The sequence below is a fragment of the Pseudomonas sp. Irchel s3f19 genome (assembly GCF_900187555.1).
Classification (GTDB): Bacteria; Pseudomonadota; Gammaproteobacteria; order Pseudomonadales; family Pseudomonadaceae; genus Aquipseudomonas; species Aquipseudomonas capeferrum.
This window is the reverse complement of sequence record NZ_FYDW01000004.1, coordinates 339,483-359,503: the sequence shown is the minus strand read 5'-3', so window position 1 is coordinate 359,503 and position 20,021 is coordinate 339,483. Positions and strand designations below refer to the sequence as shown.

Sequence of the window (20,021 nt, the reverse complement as noted above, 5' to 3'; positions counted from 1 at the left end):
CGAAAAAAACCCACGCATTCGGCGTTCCGACTATGGGTTATTCCAGAAAAACCTTGAGATAGGGCTGATGCCCAGGCTTTTCGGGGGGTTATGATCATTCACAGAGTTTGGCACGAGTCATGCTCTACACTTGGAAGCCGAATGCACCGCTTCATGCTGTATTCGTTGAACGAAAGAGTCCGCCAACGGCTCCATAAAAAAAACAAACACGTCGAGGAAAATTTGATGCGTATCGTTCGTCAATTGCTGGGCGCCGCCATCGCGGCTGCAGTCATCGCTTCGCCTGTCATGGCCGAGGAGCTGACCGGCACCCTGAAGAAGATCAAGGACTCGGGCACCATCACACTGGGGCACCGTGACTCATCCATTCCATTTTCCTACCTGGCAGGCAGCACCACGCCCGTCGGCTACTCCCACGACATCCAGCTCGCTGTGGTCGAAGCGCTGAAGAAGCAGCTGGGCACCGACATCAAGGTCAAGTACAACCTCGTCACCTCCCAGACCCGTATTCCTCTGGTGCAGAACGGCACCGTCGACCTGGAATGCGGCTCCACCACCAACAACGTCGAGCGCCAGCAGCAGGTCGGTTTCTCGGTCGGCATCTTTGAAGTCGGTACCCGTCTGCTGACCAAGGTCAAGGACGGTCAGCCATCCTATAAAGACTTCCCGGACCTGGCCGGCAAGAACGTGGTGACCACCGCCGGTACCACCTCCGAGCGCATCCTCAAGGCGATGAACGCCGACAAGCAGATGAAGATGAACGTGATTTCCGCCAAGGACCACGGTGAAGCCTTCAACATGCTCGAAAGCGGCCGCGCCGTGGCCTTCATGATGGACGACGCCCTGCTGGCCGGTGAAATGGCCAAGGCGCGTAAACCTGCGGATTGGGTCATCACCGGTACTCCACAGTCGTACGAAATCTACGGCTGCATGGTGCGCAAGGAAGACGCTGCGTTCAAGAAAGCGGTCGACGACGCCATCGTGGGCTACTTCAAATCGGGTGAAGTCAACAAGAGCTACGACAAGTGGTTCATGCAACCGATCCCGCCAAAAGGCCTGAACCTGCAGTTCCAGATGAGCGACGAACTGAAAAAACTGATCGCCGAGCCGACCGACAAGGCCGCGGACGAGAAGAAGTCCTGATCCTCAGATAGTGGCCTGGTGCGCAAGCGCACGAATCTATTCTGCAGGCCACTCATTAGTGTCTAACCTTTCATCCGAGGGCGCCGAGCGCCCCCGGATGCTCGAAGGTGCCCGTGAAACAACCGTCTGAGGGGAAATCCCGATGAATTACAACTGGGACTGGGGCGTGTTCTTCAAGTCCACCGGCGTGGGCAGCGAAACCTATCTGGACTGGTACATCACCGGCCTGGGCTGGACCATCGCCATCGCCATCACCGCCTGGATCATCGCACTGCTGCTGGGGTCGGTACTCGGCGTCATGCGTACCGTGCCTAACCGCCTTGTATCGGGCATCGCCACCGCCTACGTGGAGCTGTTCCGTAACGTACCGCTGCTGGTGCAATTGTTCATCTGGTACTTCCTGGTACCGGACCTGCTGCCCGAGGGCCTGCAGGAATGGTTCAAGCAGGACCTCAACCCGACCACCTCGGCGCTGATCAGCGTGGTTGTCTGCCTGGGCCTGTTCACCGCCGCGCGAGTCTGCGAACAGGTGCGGACCGGTATCCAGGCGCTGCCCCGCGGCCAAGAGGCCGCCGCCCGTGCCATGGGTTTCAGCCTGCCGCAGATCTACACCAACGTGCTGCTGCCGCAAGCGTACCGGATCATCATTCCGCCGCTCACCTCCGAGTTTCTCAACGTGTTCAAGAACTCCTCGGTGGCCTCGCTGATCGGCCTGATGGAGCTGCTGGCACAGACCAAACAGACGGCGGAATTTTCCGCCAACCTGTTCGAGGCATTCACCCTGGCCACGCTGATCTACTTCACCCTGAACATGGGCCTGATGCTGCTCATGCGCCTGGTCGAGAAGAAAGTTGCCGTGCCTGGCCTGATTTCCGTGGGGGGCAAGTAAATGGACATGGATTTCAGCGAAATCATCCCGGCCCTGCCTGCCCTGTGGGGCGGCATGGTCATGACCCTGCAATTGATGGTCATGGGCGTGGTCGGCGGCATCGCGCTCGGCACCCTGCTGGCATTGATGCGCCTGTCGTCGAGCAAGCTGCTGTCGCGTGTGGCGGGTGCCTACGTCAACTACTTCCGCTCGATCCCGCTGCTGCTGGTGATCACCTGGTTCTACCTGGCGGTGCCGTTCGTGCTGCGCTGGATCACCGGCGAAGATACCCCCGTCGGTGCGTTCACCTCCTGCGTCGTCGCGTTCATGATGTTCGAGGCGGCGTACTTCTGCGAAATCGTCCGCGCCGGCGTGCAGTCGATTTCCAAAGGGCAGATGGGTGCCGCTCAAGCACTGGGCATGAATTACGCCCAGACCATGCGCCTGATCATCCTGCCCCAGGCCTTCCGCAAGATGACCCCGCTGCTGCTGCAGCAGAGCATCATCCTGTTCCAGGACACCTCGCTGGTGTATACCGTGGGCCTGGTCGACTTCCTCAACTCGGCACGCTCCAACGGCGACATCATCGGGCGCTCCCATGAGTTCCTGATCTTCGCCGGGGTTGTCTACTTCATCATCAGCTTCTCCGCTTCGTGGCTGGTCAAGCGCCTGCAAAAAAGGATCACCGTATGATTTCCATCAAGAACGTCAACAAGTGGTACGGCGACTTCCAGGTACTGACCGACTGCAGCACCGACGTCAAGAAAGGTGAAGTAGTGGTAGTGTGCGGCCCGTCGGGCTCGGGCAAGTCCACCCTGATCAAGTGTGTCAACGCCCTGGAACCGTTCCAGAAAGGCGACGTGGTGGTCGATGGCACCTCGATTGCCGACCCGAAGACCAACCTGCCCAAGCTGCGTTCGCGGGTCGGCATGGTGTTCCAGCACTTCGAGCTGTTCCCGCACCTGACCATCACCGAGAACCTGACCATCGCCCAGCGCAAGGTACTTGGCCGCAGCGAGGTGGAAGCCACCAAGAAGGGCCTGGCCCTGCTCGAACGCGTCGGCCTCAGCGCCCATGCCAAGAAGCACCCCGGCCAGCTCTCCGGCGGCCAGCAGCAGCGTGTGGCGATCGCCCGCGCCCTGGCGATGGACCCGATCGTCATGCTGTTCGACGAACCGACCTCGGCACTGGACCCGGAAATGGTCAGCGAGGTGCTGGATGTGATGGTGCAACTGGCCCACGAAGGCATGACCATGATGTGCGTGACCCACGAGATGGGCTTTGCCCGCAAGGTCGCCAATCGGGTCATCTTCATGGACAAGGGCAGCATCATCGAAGACTGCACCAAAGAGGAGTTCTTCGGTGACCAGAGCGCCCGCGACCAACGCACCCAGCACTTCCTGAGCAAGATCCTGCAACACTAAGTCGGCCTCCAGCTCCGCTGCTCGCCCCCTCCGGGCAGCGGATGCTGGTCGTGACAAGGCCACTGTGATGAAATGCGACCCTTCGCTACTGCTCCCTGCCAAGCCTGCCGTGAATTCCCGCCTGATCCGCCAATTGCTGTTGCCGCCTTTGATCATCCTGCTGATGGTCGGCTTGGGGCTGGCCGGTTACCTGGTCAGCGAGAGCAACGGTATCCGCAGCCTTAGCGAAAACGGCGAGCGTCAGCTGGAGCTGCACGCGCGCACGGTCGAAAGCGAGATCAGCAAGTACACCTACCTGCCCAGCTTGCTGGAGCTTGAAGACAGCGTCTCGCACCTGCTCACCGACCCTGACGGCGGCTCCCGCCAGGCCGTCAACGAATACCTCGAAGGTTTGAATCGGCGCAGCCGCAGCCGGGCGATCTTCGTCCTCGACACCAATGGCCGGGTGCAGGCCACCAGCAACTGGCGCGATGCCGATTCGTTCCTCGGTGAAGACCTGTCGTTCCGAGCCTATTTCCAGACGGCCGTGCGCGGCGAACCCGGGCGCTTCTACGGCATCGGCAGCACCACCGGCGAGGCTGGCTACTACCTGGCCCACGGGCTGGAAGAACACGGCAAGATCATTGGCGTGGCGGTGATCAAGGTGCGCCTGGACACCCTTGAGGAGCGCTGGCAACGGGCCCGCCTGGAGGCTTTCGTCAGTGACGAAAACGGCATCATCATCCTCTCCAGCGACCCGGCCCGGCGCCTGAAATCGGTGCGCCCGCTGACCCCGCAAATCAAGGAGCGCCTGGCGCGCAGCCTGCAGTATTACTGGTGGCCGTTGAACGAGCTGCAACCATTGGCGCGGGAAACCCTGGCCGATGGCGTCGAGAAGCTGACCTTCCCGGCCAACAGCGAAACGGTTCAGGGCAAAGCCCATGAAGTGGCCTACCTGGCACAAACCCGGCGCCTGGTGGATACCCCGTGGCACTTCACCCTGCTGACCCCGCTGCAGGACTTGCGCCGTGAATCCATGGTGCAGGGCATCCTGGTTGGGGTGGCATTCGCCCTGCTGGCGATTCTGGGTATCGCCTGGAATGAACGGCGCAAGGTCATCGCCACCCGCCTGGCCGCCCGCGAGGCACTGCAGGAAGCCAACAGCCAGCTCGAACGGCGTATCACCGAGCGCACCGCCGACCTGCGCGCCAGCAATGAACGGCTCAAGGGGCAGATCCGCGAGCGCCGGCATGCCGAGCAAACCCTGCGCCACGCCCAGGACGAGCTGGTCCAGGCAGGCAAGCTGGCCGCCATCGGGCAGATGTCCACCAGCATCGCCCACGAACTCAACCAGCCCTTGGCCGCGTTGCGCACCTTGTCGGGCAACACCGTGCGCTTCCTCGAACGCGGCGCACTGGAAACGGCCAGCACCAACCTGCGCACCATGAACGACCTGATCGATCGCATGGGCCGTATCACCGCCAGCCTGCGTTCGTTCGCCCGTCGTGGCGACGACAGTGGCCAGGCGTCGCTGGCCAAGGCAGTGGACGCCTCATTGCAGGTGCTGGCCAACCGTATCAGTGGCTGCCACTTGCAGTTGCACCATCAGTTCGAAGACCAGCAACTGGCCATTGACCAGACCCGCCTGGAGCAGATCCTGGTCAACCTGATCGGCAATGCCCTCGACGCCATGGCCACCCAGCCCTTGCCAGAGCTGTGGCTGGAAGGCGAGCTGCAGGGCGACAAATATCGCCTGCGCGTGCGCGACAATGGCCATGGCATCGACGCCGAGGCGCGCAAGCACCTGTTCGAACCCTTCTTCACCACCAAACCCGGCGAACATGGCCTGGGCCTGGGCCTGACCTTGTCGGCGAGCCTTGCCGCCGCCGCCAAGGGCAGCCTGAACGTCGAGCACCCCGCCAGTGGCGGCACGGCCTTTGTCCTGGCCCTGCCTCTGGTATCCCCCCCTAGCGAACCGGCGGAGCACCCATGAACCAAGCGCCTCTTACCGTCCTGATCGTCGAAGACGACCCGCATGTGCTGCTCGGCTGCCAGCAGGCGCTGGCGCTGGAAGACATCGCCTGTGAAGGGGTCGGCAGCGCCGAACAGGCCCTGGAACGCATCAGCGACGACTTCGCCGGCATCGTCGTCAGCGATATCCGCTTGCCGGGCATCGACGGCCTCGAACTGCTCAACCGCCTCAAAGCCCGCGACCGCAGCCTGCCCGTGGTGCTGATCACCGGCCATGGCGACATCGACATGGCGGTCGGCGCCATGCGCAATGGCGCCTATGACTTCATGGAGAAACCCTTCTCGCCTGAGCGCCTGGTCGATGTGGTGCGCCGCGCCCTCGAACATCGCGGCCTTTCCCGCGAAGTGGTGGCCCTGCGCCGCCAATTGGCCGAACAGAGCAGCCTGGAGGGTCGCATCATTGGCCGCTCGGCCGCCATGGAGCAACTGCGCGAGTTGATCGCCAATGTGGCCGACACCTCGGCCAACGTGCTGATCGAAGGCGAGACCGGCACCGGCAAGGAACTGGTCGCCCGCTGCCTGCACGACTTCAGCCGCCGCCAGGGCCAGCCTTTCGTGGCCCTGAACTGCGGGGGCCTGCCCGAGAACCTGTTCGAAAGCGAGATCTTCGGCCACGAAGCCAACGCCTTCACCGGTGCGGGCAAACGCCGAATCGGCAAGATCGAACACGCCAACGGCGGCACGCTGTTCCTCGACGAAGTCGAAAGCATGCCGATCAACCTGCAGATCAAACTGCTGCGGGTGTTGCAGGAGCGCACCCTGGAACGGCTGGGCTCGAACCAGAGCATTGCGGTGGATTGCCGGGTGATTGCCGCGACCAAGGCCGACCTCGATGCCATGGGCCAGAACGGGCAGTTTCGCAGCGACCTGTACTACCGGCTGAACGTGGTGACGCTGGAACTACCGCCACTGCGCGAACGCCGCGAAGACATCCTGCAACTGTTCGAACACTTCCTGCAGCAATCGGCCCTGCGCTTCGACCGCGAAACGCCGACCTTGGACAGCCAGACCCTGTCGCGGCTGATGGCCCATGACTGGCCCGGCAACGTGCGCGAACTGCGCAACGTGGCCGAGCGTTATGCCTTGGGCCTGCCGGCGTTCAAGAAAGGCCCGAGTGGTGGCGCCAGCCAGGGCCTGGGCTTTTCCGAGGCCGTGGAGGCCTTCGAGCGCAACCTGCTCAGCGATGCCCTGCAGCGCACCGGCGGCAACCTCAGCCAGGCCAGCCAGGAACTGGGCATGGCCAAGACCACGCTGTTCGACAAAGTGAAAAAGTACGGGCTGGGCTGAAAGATCGGCATCGCCCTCTTCGCGGACAAAACCGCTCTCAAAGGCCTGCGATATGCGTCGCGTCCTGCCGGTGTGACTGCAGGTAAGGCAGCACCGCCCCCAGCAACGGCGCCTTGAACGGCTCCTGGAAGCGGTGCGCCAACCCCGGTATCAAGCGCAACTGGCTGCCCTGGATATGCGCTGCCAGGTGCACCCCATGCATCACCGGCAACAAGGGGTCGGCCGTGCCGTGCACCACAAGGGTCGGCACGCGCAACTGATTGAGCAGCGCTACCCGGCTCGGTTCGGCAAGGATCGCCATGATCTGGCGCTTGGCGCCCTCAGGGTTGAACGCCCGGTCATAGGCCACGGCCGCCTGCTGCATCAGCACCGCACGGTCATCGTGCACCTCGGGGCTGCCCAGTGCTGCCAGCAAATCAGCCTGCTGTTCGATGGCCACCTCGCGGTTCGGCGCACTGCGCCGGGCCAGCAACTGCACCAGGGCCGGATCTGGCGCGGGCAACCCTGCGGCCCCCGAGCTGGACATCACCAGCGTCAAGCTGCGCACCCGCTCCGGCGCCATCGCCGCCAGGTGCTGCGCGATCATCCCCCCCATGCTGACACCCAGCACATGGAATTGGTCTATGCCCAGTGAGTCCATCAGGCGCAGCCCATCCCCGGCCATGTCGGTCAACGTATACGGCGCGGCGACTGGCAAACCCAGCTTGTAGCGCAGCAGCTCGACAGTCAGATTGGCCGAAGGGGGCAGTTGGTTCCAGCGTGACAGGCCGACATCGCGGTTGTCATAGCGAATGACCCGAAAACCCTGGCGGCACAAGGCTTCGACCACGTCGTCCGGCCAGTGGATCAGTTGCCCGCCCAGGCCCATGACCAGCAGCAGTGCCGGGTCTCGAGGCGCACCCACGCTCTGGTAGACCAGGCTCAGGTTACCCAGCTCCGCCCGCTGAGCCGCCACGTGAACGTCGCAGCGCTGCTCGGCGAAGCTAGCCGGCACGCTGACAAGAAAGAACAAAAACAGCAGAAAAGCCCGCATGAAAGAAACACCAGAATGCAGATCCCCAGTAGAACGCGAGTCTGATGAAAATCATTCAAGCGCGCTGCCACAGTTCAATGACAATTTCGTGAACCTCGCCAGGCGGTCAGCGTGGCAACACACGTAAACCCTGATGACAGCCAGGCCAACTTGAGCCAGACTCAACGACTACCCCGTTGCCTCCCGTATTCCCAATGGAAAGTCGTTGTGCTTGAAATTCGCCACCTGAAAACCCTTCATGCCCTGCGTGAGTCCGACAGCCTGGTGGAGGCCGCCGAGCGCCTGCACCTGACGCAGTCAGCCCTGTCGCACCAGTTCAAGGAGCTCGAAGAGCGCCTTGGCCTGCCGCTGTTCGTGCGCAAGACCAAGCCGATCCGCTTTACCAGCGCCGGGCTGCGCCTGCTGCAACTGGCCGATGCCACCTTGCCGCTGCTGCGCGGCGCCGAACGTGACATCGCCCGCCTGGCCGGCGGCACCGCCGGGCGCCTGCACATGGCCATCGAATGCCATAGCTGCTTCCAATGGCTGATGCCGACCATCGACCAGTTCCGCGATGCCTGGCCGGAAGTGGAGCTGGACCTGGCCTCAGGGTTCGCCTTCGCCCCGCTGCCAGCCCTGGCCCGGGGTGACCTGGACCTGGTGGTCACCTCCGACCCGCTGGACCTGGCCGGTATCACCTACGTACCACTGTTCACCTACGAAGCCATGATTGCCGTCGCCAACCAGCATCCGCTGGCCAGCAAGCCTTACATCGTGCCGCAGGACCTGCTCGACCAGACCTTGATCACCTACCCGGTGGAACGCGACCGCCTGGACATCTTCACCCGCTTCCTGGAGCCGGCCGACATCGAACCGGCCGCCGTGCGTACCTCCGAGCTGACCGTGATGATGATGCAACTGGTTGCCAGCGGCCGTGGGGTGTGCGGCATGCCGCACTGGGCGCTGCACGAGTACAGCTCGCGCGGCTATGTGAAGGGCAAGCGCCTGGGCGAAAAGGGCCTGTTCGCCACGCTTTATGCGGCCGTGCGCACCGACATGCTCGACGCACCGTACATGCGCGACTTCCTGTTGACCGCCAAGGACACCTCGTTCGCCACCCTCGACGGGGTCAGCGCGGTACGCTGACCGCTTTGCGGTAGAGCGGCAGGATCAAGTCGCGGGTCAATGGCGCCAGCTCAAGAGTGGGCGCCTGGTCGGCGGCCAGCCAGACCACTTCTTCGATTTCCGCCGCTGGCACCACGGCCTCGGCGCTGTCGACCCGAAACAGCTCGGCCTGTACCTCATGACCTGGCTCGTTGGCCGCCGGGGCGCTGAAGCGGCCCAGGAGGATGGCCTGTGCAGGGTCGATGCGCAGGCCCAATTCCTCGTGCAGTTCGCGCACCAGTGCGGCCACCGCTGTCTCCCCTGCATCGATCTTGCCCCCAGGCTGCATGAAGGCCCGGGTGCCGCGTTTGCGGACCAGCAGGGTGCGGCCCTGGGGGTCGATCAGCAGGGTGCGGCCCTGGGGGTCGATCAGCAGGGCGGCGGCAATGCGGATGGTCTTGGTCATGGGATGGGCTCACAGGCAAAGCCAGAGAGCATCCCATGGGGCTCATGGCCAGACAAGCACAGGTAGCCTCCCCCATGCACAGACGAACGGCCCCTTGCCAACCCGCCGCCGACCCTCCATAACCAACACATGAACCTGCCCGCCCAACAGCACCCGGTGCTCGCACTGTTCCACCCCGCCGTCGGCACCTGGTTCCGTCGCCATTTCGCCACGGTCACCGACGCCCAGGCCCGTGCCTGGCCATTGATTCACGCCGGTCAGTCGATGCTGCTGGCCGCGCCGACCGGTTCGGGCAAGACCTTGAGCGCCTTCCTCGCGGTGCTCGATGAGCTGTTCCGCCAAGGCCTTGAACACGGCGGCGAACTGCCCGCACAGACGCAGGTGGTCTACGTCTCGCCGCTCAAGGCCCTGTCCAACGATATTCGCCTGAACCTGCAGGCCCCGCTCGAAGGCATCAGCCAGGCGCTCGAAGACCAGGGCCTTGAAGCGCCCCGTATCACCACCGCCGTGCGCACTGGCGACACACCGCAGAAAGAACGTGCAGCCATGCGCAAGCTCGCCCCGCACATCCTGGTGACCACGCCGGAGTCACTCTATGTGCTGATGGGCTCGGCCTCGGGCCGTGCCGGCCTTGCCAATGTGCACACGGTGATCGTCGATGAGATTCACGCCCTGGCCGGCAACAAACGCGGCGCCCATCTGGCGCTGACCCTTGAGCGCCTGCAAGCCCTCGCCGAACGGCCCTTGCGGCGCATCGGCCTATCCGCCACCCAGCGGCCGGTGGCGCGCGTGGCGCAGTTTCTGGTGGGTCATCAGCGCCCCTGTGCGATCGTCGATATCGGCCACGCACGCACGCGCGACCTGGCCCTGGAAGTACCACCCGTGCCCCTGGGTGCGGTGATGGCCACCGACGTGTGGAACCTGGTCTACGACCGCCTGGCAACCCTGGCCCGCGAACACCGCACGACGTTGGTATTCGTCAACACCCGGCGCCTGGCCGAACGCCTGACCCGCCACCTCAGCGACCGCCTGGGCAAAGAAGCCGTGGCCGCGCACCACGGTAGCCTGGCCAAGGAGCTGCGCCTGGACGCCGAACAGCGCCTGAAGCAGGGCCAGTTGCAGGTGTTGGTGGCCACGGCTTCGCTGGAGCTGGGCATCGATATCGGCGATGTCGACCTGGTCTGCCAGATCGCCTCGCCAGGTTCGATCGCGGCCTTTTTGCAACGTGTCGGCCGCTCGGGCCACCAGGTCGAGGGCATTCCCAAAGGCCGGCTGTTCCCTACCTCGCGGGACGACCTGATCGAATGCACGGCCCTGCTCGACTGTGTGCGCCGAGGCGAGCTCGACCAACTGCACATCGCCAAGGCCCCGCTGGATGTATTGGCCCAGCAAATCGTCGCCGAAGCCAGCAACCAGCCGTGGCAGGAGCAGGCGCTGTTCGACTGCCTGCGCCAGGCAACGCCCTACGCCGAACTCGACGTGCAGCACTACCAGGCGCTGCTGAGCATGCTTGCCGAGGGCTACAACGGCCGCCAAGGCATCCGCAGCGCCTACCTGCACCGCGACGCGGTGAGCGGCACCTTGCGCGGCCGTCGCGGCAGCCAGCTGACGGCCTTGACCAGTGGCGGCACCATCCCCGAGACCGCCGACTACGCCGTGCTGCTCGAACCCCAGGCGCTGAGCATCGGCAGCGTCAACGAAGACTTCGCGGTAGAAAGCATTGCCGGCGATATTTTCCAGTTGGGCAATGCCTCGTACCGGATCCTGCGGGTCGAACCTGGCCGCGTGCGGGTCGAGGACGCCCATGGCCTGCCGCCGACCATTCCGTTCTGGCTGGGTGAAGCACCAGGGCGCAGCGATGAGCTGTCAGCGGCGGTCGCCCGCTTGCAGGCACGCATCGACGAGCGGCTGGGGTTGCCGGGTGCAGATAGCGCGGCGGTGGTGCAGTGGCTGCAGCGCAGCTTCGAACTGGGCGAAGACAGCGCCAGCCAGTTGCTCGATTACCTGGGGCGCACGCGGGAAGTACTGGGCGCCCTGCCCTCGCAACAGACGCTGATCATGGAGCGCTTCTTCGACGAGTCCGGCGGCACCCAACTGATCATCCACTCGCCCTATGGCAGCCGTATCAACCGCGCCTGGGGCCTGGCCCTGCGCAAGCGCTTCTGCCGCACGTTCAATTTCGAGCTGCAAGCGGCGGCCAGCGAAGATGCCATCGTGCTGTCGTTGTCCATCAGCCACAGTTTCGCCCTGGACGAGGTGTGGCGCTACCTGACCAGCCGCAATGCCGAACAGGTCCTCATCCAGGCCCTGCTCGACGCGCCGCTGTTCGGTGTGCGCTGGCGCTGGAACGCTGCCGTGGCCATGGCCTTGCCGCGCTTCGTCGGTGGGCGCAAGGTGGCGCCGCAGATCCAGCGGATGAAAAGCGAAGACCTGATTGCGTCGGTGTTCCCCGACCAGATCGCCTGCCTGGAAAACATCGTCGGCGAACGGCAGATCCCCGATCATCCGCTGGTCGAGCAGACCCTCGACGACTGCCTGCACGAGGCCATGGACAGCGAAGGCTGGCTGGCCCTGCTGCGGCGTATGGAGAGCGGCGAGGTGCGAATGATCAGCCGCGACCTGCCGGCACCGTCACCGCTGGCCTCGGCTATCCTCAACGCCAGGCCCTACGCGTTTCTGGACGATGCACCGCTGGAAGAACGCCGAACCCAGGCGGTACTCAACCGACGCTGGAGCGACGTGCGCAGTGGCGATGATCTGGGCGCGCTGGACGCCGACGCCATCCGCGCCGTGGAAGACGAGGCCTGGCCGCAACCGGTCAACGCCGATGAGATGCACGAGGCGTTGATGAGCCTGGGCGCCATCACCCAGCATGAAGCCCAGGCCAACGCCAGTTGGGCCCTGTTGCTTCGGCAACTGGCCAAGGCAGGCCGAGCCGCGCACCTGCCCGATCAACAGCTCTGGCTGCCCCGTGAGCGCCTGAACCTGCTGCAGGCGCTGTATCCAGGTGCAGCCACAGAGCCGGCCTTGAACCTGCTGCCCGGCTTTGATCAGGCCATCGACCCCGACACTGCGCTGAGCGAGCTGCTGCGCGCCCGCCTGGGAGGTTACGGCCCGCAGACCTTGGCGCAGATCGCCACCCCCCTGGGCAAACCCCTGCCGGACATCGAGCAGGCCCTGGCTCGCCTGGAAAGCGAAGGCTATGTGCTGCGCGGCCATTTCAGCCCAGGTGCACACGACCTGCAGTGGTGCGAGCGCCACTTGCTGGCGCGCATCCACCGCTACACGGTCAAACGCCTGCGCCGGGAGATAGAGCCGGTCAGCCTGCGGGACTTCATGCGCTTTCTGTTCGATTGGCAGCACCTGGCCGCAGACGAACGCCTGCGCGGGCCGCAGGCGGTGGCCGAGGTACTGGGCCAACTGCAGGGGTTTCCGAGTGCTGCGGGTGCCTGGGAAGCCGAGCTGTTGCCTGCGCGGATCAAGGACTACAGCCCGCACTGGCTCGACGACGCGTGCCGCAGCGGGCAGTTCGCCTGGAGCCGCCTGGCAGCGACGCAGTCGAGCAGCACATTGGCCAGCACCCCGCTGGTGTTGTTGCCCCGGGACCAGCTCAATACCTGGCGCAGCCTCGCGCCAGCCCCTTCCCCCGAGGCGCTAGGCCCGCGCGCGCAACGTGTGCATGAAGCGCTGAAAACGGAAGGTGCGCTGTTCTTCGATGAACTGGCCAAAGAGGCGCACCTGTTGCCCAGTGAGCTGGAAACGGCACTGCAGGAGCTGGTGGGCTCAGGCCTGGCCGGCGCCGACAGCTTCACCGGCCTGCGCAGCCTGATCACACCAGCGGCTAAACGCGCGCCACGCCACAGCCGCCGCGGCCATGCGCCGTTTTCGAACAGCATGGCCCACGCCGGGCGCTGGGCGTTGTTGCGGCGCGGTACCGCCAGCCTGAACGAAGACCAGCGCCTGGAACACATTGCCCGCACCCTGCTGCGTCGCTACGGGGTGATCTGCTGGCGCCTGCTGGAACGCGAGAGCGATGTGCTGCCCCCGTGGCGAGCGTTGCTGCGCTGTTATCACCGGCTGGAAGCCCGCGGCGAAATTCGTGGCGGGCGGTTTATCGCCGGGTTGGCCGGCGAGCAGTTCGCCTTGCCGGAGGCGGTAGGCCTGTTGCGGCAAGTGCGACGGCGTGAGCCGGAGGGCGCCCTGGTGATGGTCAGTGCCAGCGACCCGCTGAACCTGGTGGGCTCGCTACTGCCGGGGGCCAAGGTACCGGCCGTGAGCGGCAATCGCTTGCTGTACCGCGATGGGGTACCCGTAGCGATGCGGGTTGCCGGGCGATACCAATTCCTCATCGACGCGTCGTTGGAAGAACAGCAAGCCTGGCGCCACCGGCTGTTACTCAAGCAGCACGACTGAGCACCCAGCCCGTTGTGCGAATGATTTTCGATACCCCGATTTTCATTTTCACTACCGCCCAACCGGGCTATGGTCGGGGTTTGCCCCAGGCCCCTGAGCCTGACCGCGCCATCGCAAGGACCCCGTATGAGCCTGTCACTTCTCAGCCGCTACGCCTTCTTCGCCGCCTGTGTACTGTTCACCCTGGCGAGCCTGCCCTTCACCCACCACGAGTGGTTGTGGCCCTTCACCCTGACCACTGCCGTACTCAGCCTGATCGGCGTGTTCGACCTGCTGCAAAAGCGCCACGCAGTACGCCGCAACTACCCGATCCTCGGCAACATCCGCTACCTGGTCGAGGGCATTCGCCCGGAAATCCGCCAGTACCTGCTCGAAGCCGACAGCGACGCCCTGCCCTTCTCCCGCGCTCAGCGCTCGCTGGTGTATGCCCGGGCCAAGAACGAAGCCTCGGACAAACCCTTCGGCACCCTGATCGACGTCTACCAGTCCGGCTTCGAATTCATCGGCCACTCCATGCGCCCGGCACCGCTGACCGACCCTGCGGGTTTTCGCATCGTCGTCGGCGGGCCGCAGTGCAGCCAGCCGTATTCGGCGTCGATCTTCAACATTTCGGCGATGAGTTTCGGTTCACTCAGCGCCAACGCCATCCGCGCCCTGAACGAAGGCGCCAAGCTGGGCAACTTCGCCCACGACACCGGCGAAGGCAGCATCAGCCCCTACCACCGCGAACACGGTGGCGACCTGGTGTGGGAGCTGGGCAGCGGCTACTTTGGCTGCCGTACCGCAGACGGGCGGTTCGACCCGGAACGCTTCGCCGCCCAGGCACGTACCCCCCAGGTACGGATGATCGAAATCAAGATGAGCCAAGGCGCCAAGCCCGGCCACGGCGGCATCCTGCCCAAGCACAAGGTGACCCAGGAAATTGCCGAAACCCGCGGCATCCTCATGGGCGAGGACTGCATTTCGCCGTCGCGCCACAGCGCCTTCTCGACGCCGATTGAAATGATGCAGTTCATTGCCCAGTTGCGCGAGCTGTCCGGCGGCAAGCCGGTGGGCTTCAAGTTCTGCCTGGGCCACCCATGGGAGTTCATGGGCATCGCCAAGGCCATGCTGGAAACTGGCATCCTCCCCGATTTCATCGTCGTCGACGGCAAGGAAGGGGGCACTGGCGCGGCGCCAGTGGAGTTCACCGACCATATCGGCGTGCCGCTGCGCGAAGGCTTGCTGTTCGTGCATAACACCTTGGTCGGCCTGAACCTGCGCGACAAGATCAAGCTCGGTGCCAGTGGCAAGATCGTCAGTGCTTTCGACATCGCCAGCGTATTGGCCATCGGCGCCGACTGGGCCAACGCAGCGCGTGGTTTCATGTTCGCGATTGGTTGCATCCAGTCGCAGAGCTGCCATACCAACAAGTGCCCGACCGGTGTGGCCACTCAGGACCCGTTGCGCCAGCGCGCACTGGTGGTGCCGGACAAGGCCCAGCGGGTATTGAACTTCCACCACAACACCCTGCGCGCCCTGGCCGAAATGCTCGCTGCGGCCGGCCTGGAACACCCGGCACAGCTGGAAGCCAAGCACTTGGTGCGACGGGTATCGGCCACCGAGATCAAGCTGTTCTCGCAGATGCATGTGTTCCTCAAACCAGGGGAGTTGCTGACCGGTGAGGTGGATGGGCAGTTCTATTCGCGGATGTGGCAGATGGCGCGGGCCGACAGTTTCGAGCCACAAGCGGCCTGAGGCGGCTCACGGTTCAGCGATTGGCTTGTTCAGGCACTGCAAACAACAATGCCTTGAACGAGCCCTCGACGATTTCATCAACTTTCACCCACCCGTCGACGGGCATACGCGGCGTGTAAGCAGACGAAGGTTCAGTCACCAGCCAGAGGCGTTTGAAGTGGTTCGCCAGTCTCTGTGGCGTTGTTACGTAAAGCTCATCTGAGCGTTGATAAAACAACGTCAAGGTACCGTAGGTGGTTGCCGCCTTACCGGTCGCATCAGGTTCAATCTGGGTATAGAGAAATGCCGGGCGTCCCGTGGCATTGTAGTACTCGATCGAGAGGTAGTGCCTTTTGCGATCGCCTAACAAAGCATCCCCTGAGCGCCAGTACTTATTAACATGTGCCATCACCGTACCCAGATCACCACCCGGCTTCGCCTGGTAATTGTAGGCATAGGCCAGCCCTGCAAGTTCGATGAACAGACAGCCAGCAACCGATGCCAGTAACGTTCGCCTCGGCCACGTATCAGCGGCGACCGCTACCAGCAACGGCAGCCCCATGAGGGAGAAAAGCAGATAACGGTTGATGAATAACGGCATGGCATAGGAGATCAGCCAGACGACAAGGATGGGAACAAAGCAATAACTCAATAGCAATACATTCGGCTGCCCACGCGTCGAGACATGGCGCAATACCCGTAGCGAAGCAAACACAAGAAAAATGGACAGCAACACAGACAAGACGTCTGCATAGGCAGCCTCCTCACATTGGGTAAATGCATTCCAGAACGATCGCGGCATGCTCAAGAGGGAAGCCGGATAGTGAACAATCCAGGCCACCAACTCACGGTGATGCAGTTGACGATACAAGATGGGCAGCCAAGGCAGATAGGCCACGACGATTCCCACATGCCCCACCCACCAGGCACGAGCCAATACAAGACGCTTGCCATGTGAATCCGTAGTCACTGACAGGTAGAGCCAATTGGCCAATGCGCACAAGGCTGCAAAGTAGTGGGTGTACAACGCGGCGACCATGAGTAGGCTGTAGGCAACCAGGTAGAGGTTTTTTTGCCTGGATACCCACTGCCAAAGCATGTAGATCGCCGACAACAGCAGCAGACTCAGCAACGCGTACATTCGGGCTTCCTGGCTAAAACGTATGGCCATGGGAAAGAATGCCAACAAGAGGCCAGCAATCATTGCGGCACGCCAAGACGCCAGGTGCCTTGTCAGCAACATACCCATGCCTACCGAAGCGACGCCCGCGCCAACGCTCAAACTACGAACCGCCAGCGCATCACTGCCAAACCACTGCATCCAGTAATGCAGAACCAAGTAATACAGGGGCGGATGGACGTCCCGGGCGGTATGAAACAGTATCTGCTCAGGCGACAGGCGGCTGACTAAGACACTGAATGCCTCATCCAGCCAGATAGTGCGCGTCGTTACCTGATGAAAGCGCAAGGCAGCACTCATCAGCAAAATTGCCACGACCACGCAAGCTTTTGCACGGGTCTCTTGCCAGCGTAGCGAAACGGCCATTATCTCTCCTTGATCAACGCCCGCCCTGATTGCGCCGGGTCACACCCGACCTTGCCCCTGACGACATAACGAGGGCGATGCTTGGATTCCATGTAGATACGGCCAATGTATTCACCCAAGACTCCGATCCCGATCAACTGCACGCCACCGAGAAACAAGATGGCCGTCATCAGCGAGGGATAGCCTGGGACAGGGTTGCCAAAGATCAGCTTGTCAGCGACCAGCACCGCTGCGTAAACCAACGCTGTGAAGGCGATAGTCCCGCCCACATAGGTCCACAGCCGCAACGGTACAGTGCTGAACGAGGTGATGCCGTCCAATGCCAGATTCCATAACTTCCAGGCGTTGAAACGGCTACCGCCCTGAGCCCGTGCAGCGCGCTCATATTCAACCACCGTGGTGCTAAACCCCGCCCAGGACAGCATGCCTTTCATGAACAGCTGTTGTTCAGGCATCGACTTGATCACGTCCACGACTTTGCGGTCGAGCAGCCGGAAGTCACCGACGTTCTCTTCAATGTGTATCTGCGATATCCGCTTGAGCAAAAAGTAGAAGCCTCCGGCCGTTAATCGCTTCAAGTAGCAGTCACTGGAACGGTCCCGGCGCTTGGCAAGCACCACTTCAAAACCGGCTCGCCACTGCTCGATCAACAGGGGTATGACCTCTACCGGATCCTGCAGGTCGACATCGATAGGGATAACTGCATCGCCACGGGCCATTTCCAGCCCAGCGAGGAGTGCCGCTTCCTTGCCAAAGTTACGTGAGAGGTCGACCAGCATGACATCCGGGTCACCCGCAATCAGCTGACGAACCTGCTGTTCACTGCCGTCCTGGCTGCCATCATTGACGAAGATCACCTCGACCCTTGCCGGTTCCCCGTGCAGCGCACGGCGAACCGCGTCATAGAATGGGCGAATTGCCAGTTCTTCATCGAATATCGGGACGATCAGCGAAATAACCATTTGCGCTGCTCCGTGAAGATCCACCGCGACAACAGGAAACCCAGCAGCAGACTCATGGCTGAGTACAACGCGACAGTGACAACCGGCCGCCACTGCTGATTGTCAGCGATAGCCCCCAGCGTCAGGCTGAGGCTGCCCATACCCGCCACGAACACCAGATACCGCAAGAGCGAAATACGCACCTTGAAGGTATATCGGGAGTTGGCCAGAAAAGAGAACGACAACGCTGTGAAGAAGGCAGTGAGGTTACTGATCGCCTGGTCAGTACCGGCAAACAGTTGCATCGCAGTGAACACTGCCACGTGGATGGCGGTATTGAAGATACCGACGATCACGTACTTGAAAAACGCGGGTGCTCTGCATCGCATGGTCACAGATGCCCTTCCTGGCCTGGCCTGAACGCCAAGTTAGGCAATAAACCTAGGGCGTTCTACTGACAAAAATGCCAGTTGACGAGCAATGACCCAGAAGGGCTGTAGCTGAAAGGGCCGCCCGAAGGCGGCCCCCGGCCTCGTCAGGACGCTGGGCTGACGATGCCCTGCGGCTGTTTCGGCGCCAGGCGGAAGGTGTAGTACAAGGCGGTCAGCAACACCAGGAACGCCGGGCCGATGTACAGCGCCACGCGGGTGTCTTCGAAGTACGCCATCAGCCCTACCACCAGCACCAGGAAGGCCAGTGCCAGGTAGGAGCTCAGTGGCCACAGCCACATGCGGTATTTCAGCGCCTTGCGCTCGGCAGTGGTGAGCCCGGCGCGGAACTTCAGCTGCGCCAGCAGGATCATCACCCAAGTCCAGATCGCGCCGAAGGTGGCGATCGACGTCACCCAGACAAAGACCTTTTCCGGCACCAGGTAGTTGGCCAGTACGCCCAGCAGCAGCGCGCCGATCGACAGCAGCAGCGCATTGCGCGGCACGCCGTTTTTCGAGGTGCGGGCAAAGGTGGCCGGGGCCTGGCCATTCTGCGCCAGGCTGTAGAGCATGCGACCGGTGCTGAAGATACCGCCGTTGCACGACGACAGTGCTGCAGTGATGACCACGAAGTTGATGATGCCGGCAGCGGTCTTGATACCAAGGCGTTCGAAGGTCATGACGAACGGGCTGCCCTGGCTGCCGATCTCGTTCCACGGGTAGATCGACAGGATCACGAACAACGCCCCTACGTAGAACAGCAGGATGCGCCAGAACACCGAACCGATAGCCTGCGGAATGGTTTTTTGCGGGTTGCGTGCTTCGCCGGCGGTCAGGCCGATCATTTCCACGCCCAGGTAGGCGAACATCACCATCTGCAGCGACATCAGCACGCCGGTCACGCCGTTGGGCATGAAACCGCCATTGCTCCACAGGTTGGAGATACCCATGGCCACGCCGTCGTTGCCCAAGCCGAAGGCAATGATGCCGATACCGCCCAGGACCATGGCAATGATGGTGACGATCTTGATCAGGGCAAACCAGAACTCGAACTCACCGAACGCCTTGACCGCCACCAGGTTGACCGCGCCCATGCTGCCCAGCGCCGCCAAGGCCCAGATCCAGCGGGGGACGTCGGGGAACCAGATGCCCATGTAGATGGCTACGGCGGTGATTTCCGCCACGCAGGTCACCAGCCACAGGAACCAATAGTTCCAGCCGGTGAGAAAGCCCGCCAACGGGCCGAGGTAATCCTGGGCATAGCGGCTGAACGAGCCGGCAACGGGGTTGTGCACGGCCATCTCGCCGAGGGCACGCATGATCACCAGGATGGCCAGGCCACCAATGATGTAGGACAGCATGATGGCTGGGCCGGCCATTTCGATGGCTTTGGCCGAACCGAGGAAAAGACCGACACCGATACAGGCGCCCAGCGCCATCAGACGGATGTGCCGTTCGCCAAGTTCACGCTTCAGAGGGCCGCCCTGAGCGGTCTCGGCGTGGGCAGGGTGGTTGCCGACGGGCATAGCAATACAACCTCATTTTGTTATTGGATTTGACCTTCGTGCAGCACCGGCCGCGCCGATAGGCGGGACGTAGACTTGCCGGGCTGGCCTCGTGGGCCGGCCCGTGTGCCGGCGTAGAGCGTCCGGCAGGGCGAAGG

15 protein-coding genes are annotated in these 20,021 nt (G+C 62.9%); 9 read left to right on the top strand and 6 right to left on the bottom strand.

Annotation, left to right across the window (positions count from 1 at the left end):
• Positions 1–225 precede the first annotated feature (225 nt).
• The 6 genes from CKW22_RS13540 (at position 226) to CKW22_RS13515 (ending at position 6,732) form a co-directional block, all read left to right on the top strand.
• Positions 226–1,143, top strand: a complete 918-nt coding sequence (locus CKW22_RS13540) for a glutamate/aspartate ABC transporter substrate-binding protein (protein ID WP_033702990.1) — start codon at positions 226–228, stop codon at positions 1,141–1,143.
• 142 nt (positions 1,144–1,285) lie between these two features.
• A complete protein-coding gene (locus tag CKW22_RS13535) occupies positions 1,286–2,032 on the top strand; it encodes an amino acid ABC transporter permease (RefSeq protein WP_033702681.1) in 747 nt (248 codons plus the stop codon).
• Positions 2,033–2,704, top strand: coding sequence for an amino acid ABC transporter permease (locus tag CKW22_RS13530; protein WP_033702682.1), 672 nt, complete (start codon positions 2,033–2,035; stop codon positions 2,702–2,704).
• Positions 2,701–3,435: an amino acid ABC transporter ATP-binding protein gene (locus CKW22_RS13525; protein WP_033702683.1), complete on the top strand. Its 735-nt coding sequence runs from the start codon at positions 2,701–2,703 to the stop codon at positions 3,433–3,435. The genes CKW22_RS13530 and CKW22_RS13525 overlap by 4 nt, the downstream gene beginning before the upstream one ends.
• A 67-nt stretch (positions 3,436–3,502) precedes the next feature.
• Positions 3,503–5,407, top strand: coding sequence for an ATP-binding protein (locus CKW22_RS13520; RefSeq protein WP_033702684.1), 1,905 nt, complete (start codon positions 3,503–3,505; stop codon positions 5,405–5,407).
• Entirely contained in the window at positions 5,404–6,732 is a 1,329-nt protein-coding gene (locus CKW22_RS13515; RefSeq protein ID WP_033702685.1) for a sigma-54 dependent transcriptional regulator, read from the top strand. The genes CKW22_RS13520 and CKW22_RS13515 overlap by 4 nt, the downstream gene beginning before the upstream one ends.
• A gap of 37 nt (positions 6,733–6,769) precedes the next feature.
• Here CKW22_RS13515 and CKW22_RS13510 read toward each other — a convergent pair whose 3' ends face one another.
• Positions 6,770–7,765, bottom strand: coding sequence for an alpha/beta fold hydrolase (locus tag CKW22_RS13510; protein WP_033702686.1), 996 nt, complete (start codon positions 7,763–7,765; stop codon positions 6,770–6,772).
• Positions 7,766–7,972: 207 nt separating this feature from the next.
• Between CKW22_RS13510 and metR the strand changes: the two genes are divergently transcribed.
• On the top strand, positions 7,973–8,890 hold the full coding sequence (gene metR, locus CKW22_RS13505; RefSeq protein ID WP_033702687.1) for a transcriptional regulator MetR: 918 nt from the start codon (positions 7,973–7,975) through the stop codon (positions 8,888–8,890).
• Here metR and CKW22_RS13500 read toward each other — a convergent pair.
• Positions 8,874–9,314: an NUDIX domain-containing protein gene (locus CKW22_RS13500; protein ID WP_095064229.1), complete on the bottom strand. Its 441-nt coding sequence runs from the start codon at positions 9,312–9,314 to the stop codon at positions 8,874–8,876. The two genes, metR and CKW22_RS13500, sit on opposite strands and share 17 nt — an antisense overlap.
• Before the next feature lie 129 nt (positions 9,315–9,443).
• Here CKW22_RS13500 and CKW22_RS13495 point away from each other — a divergent pair, with 129 nt between their 5' ends.
• Together CKW22_RS13495 and CKW22_RS13490 are read left to right on the top strand one after the other, a co-directional pair.
• The gene (locus tag CKW22_RS13495) at positions 9,444–13,727 is read left to right on the top strand and encodes a DEAD/DEAH box helicase (RefSeq protein ID WP_095064228.1); all 4,284 of its coding nucleotides are present in this window, start codon (positions 9,444–9,446) and stop codon (positions 13,725–13,727) included.
• A gap of 126 nt (positions 13,728–13,853) precedes the next feature.
• The gene (locus tag CKW22_RS13490; protein WP_033702690.1) at positions 13,854–15,464 is read left to right on the top strand and encodes an FMN-binding glutamate synthase family protein; all 1,611 of its coding nucleotides are present in this window, start codon (positions 13,854–13,856) and stop codon (positions 15,462–15,464) included.
• A 13-nt stretch (positions 15,465–15,477) separates the two neighbouring features.
• Here the strand turns inward: CKW22_RS13490 and CKW22_RS13485 are convergent, their stop codons facing one another.
• The 4 genes from CKW22_RS13485 to CKW22_RS13470 form a co-directional block, all read right to left on the bottom strand.
• The gene (locus CKW22_RS13485) at positions 15,478–16,989 is read right to left on the bottom strand and encodes a glycosyltransferase family 39 protein (protein ID WP_095064227.1); all 1,512 of its coding nucleotides are present in this window, start codon (positions 16,987–16,989) and stop codon (positions 15,478–15,480) included.
• Positions 16,989–17,951, bottom strand: a complete 963-nt coding sequence (locus CKW22_RS13480; RefSeq protein WP_033702691.1) for a glycosyltransferase family 2 protein — start codon at positions 17,949–17,951, stop codon at positions 16,989–16,991. Before CKW22_RS13480 ends, CKW22_RS13485 begins: the two co-directional genes overlap by 1 nt.
• Positions 17,936–18,319 carry a GtrA family protein gene (locus CKW22_RS13475; protein WP_033702993.1) on the bottom strand — a complete coding sequence of 128 codons (384 nt, stop codon included), beginning with the start codon at positions 18,317–18,319 and terminating at the stop codon, positions 17,936–17,938. The genes CKW22_RS13480 and CKW22_RS13475 overlap by 16 nt, the downstream gene beginning before the upstream one ends.
• Positions 18,320–18,465: 146 nt before the next feature.
• The gene (locus tag CKW22_RS13470) at positions 18,466–19,884 is read right to left on the bottom strand and encodes an amino acid permease (protein WP_033702692.1); all 1,419 of its coding nucleotides are present in this window, start codon (positions 19,882–19,884) and stop codon (positions 18,466–18,468) included.
• Positions 19,885–20,021 lie beyond the last annotated feature (137 nt).

Coding starts and splice junctions, on each gene's coding strand:
- CKW22_RS13510 (WP_033702686.1), bottom strand. CDS start 7,765: ATGCGGGCTTTTCTGCTGTTTTTGTTCTTTCTTGTCAGCGTGCCGGCT.
- CKW22_RS13475 (WP_033702993.1), bottom strand. CDS start 18,319: ATGCGATGCAGAGCACCCGCGTTTTTCAAGTACGTGATCGTCGGTATC.
- CKW22_RS13525 (WP_033702683.1), top strand. CDS start 2,701: ATGATTTCCATCAAGAACGTCAACAAGTGGTACGGCGACTTCCAGGTA.
- CKW22_RS13495 (WP_095064228.1), top strand. CDS start 9,444: ATGAACCTGCCCGCCCAACAGCACCCGGTGCTCGCACTGTTCCACCCC.
- CKW22_RS13485 (WP_095064227.1), bottom strand. CDS start 16,989: ATGGCCGTTTCGCTACGCTGGCAAGAGACCCGTGCAAAAGCTTGCGTG.
- CKW22_RS13515 (WP_033702685.1), top strand. CDS start 5,404: ATGAACCAAGCGCCTCTTACCGTCCTGATCGTCGAAGACGACCCGCAT.
- CKW22_RS13480 (WP_033702691.1), bottom strand. CDS start 17,951: ATGGTTATTTCGCTGATCGTCCCGATATTCGATGAAGAACTGGCAATT.
- CKW22_RS13530 (WP_033702682.1), top strand. CDS start 2,033: ATGGACATGGATTTCAGCGAAATCATCCCGGCCCTGCCTGCCCTGTGG.
- CKW22_RS13540 (WP_033702990.1), top strand. CDS start 226: ATGCGTATCGTTCGTCAATTGCTGGGCGCCGCCATCGCGGCTGCAGTC.
- CKW22_RS13490 (WP_033702690.1), top strand. CDS start 13,854: ATGAGCCTGTCACTTCTCAGCCGCTACGCCTTCTTCGCCGCCTGTGTA.
- CKW22_RS13470 (WP_033702692.1), bottom strand. CDS start 19,884: ATGCCCGTCGGCAACCACCCTGCCCACGCCGAGACCGCTCAGGGCGGC.
- CKW22_RS13535 (WP_033702681.1), top strand. CDS start 1,286: ATGAATTACAACTGGGACTGGGGCGTGTTCTTCAAGTCCACCGGCGTG.
- CKW22_RS13500 (WP_095064229.1), bottom strand. CDS start 9,314: ATGACCAAGACCATCCGCATTGCCGCCGCCCTGCTGATCGACCCCCAG.
- CKW22_RS13520 (WP_033702684.1), top strand. CDS start 3,503: ATGAAATGCGACCCTTCGCTACTGCTCCCTGCCAAGCCTGCCGTGAAT.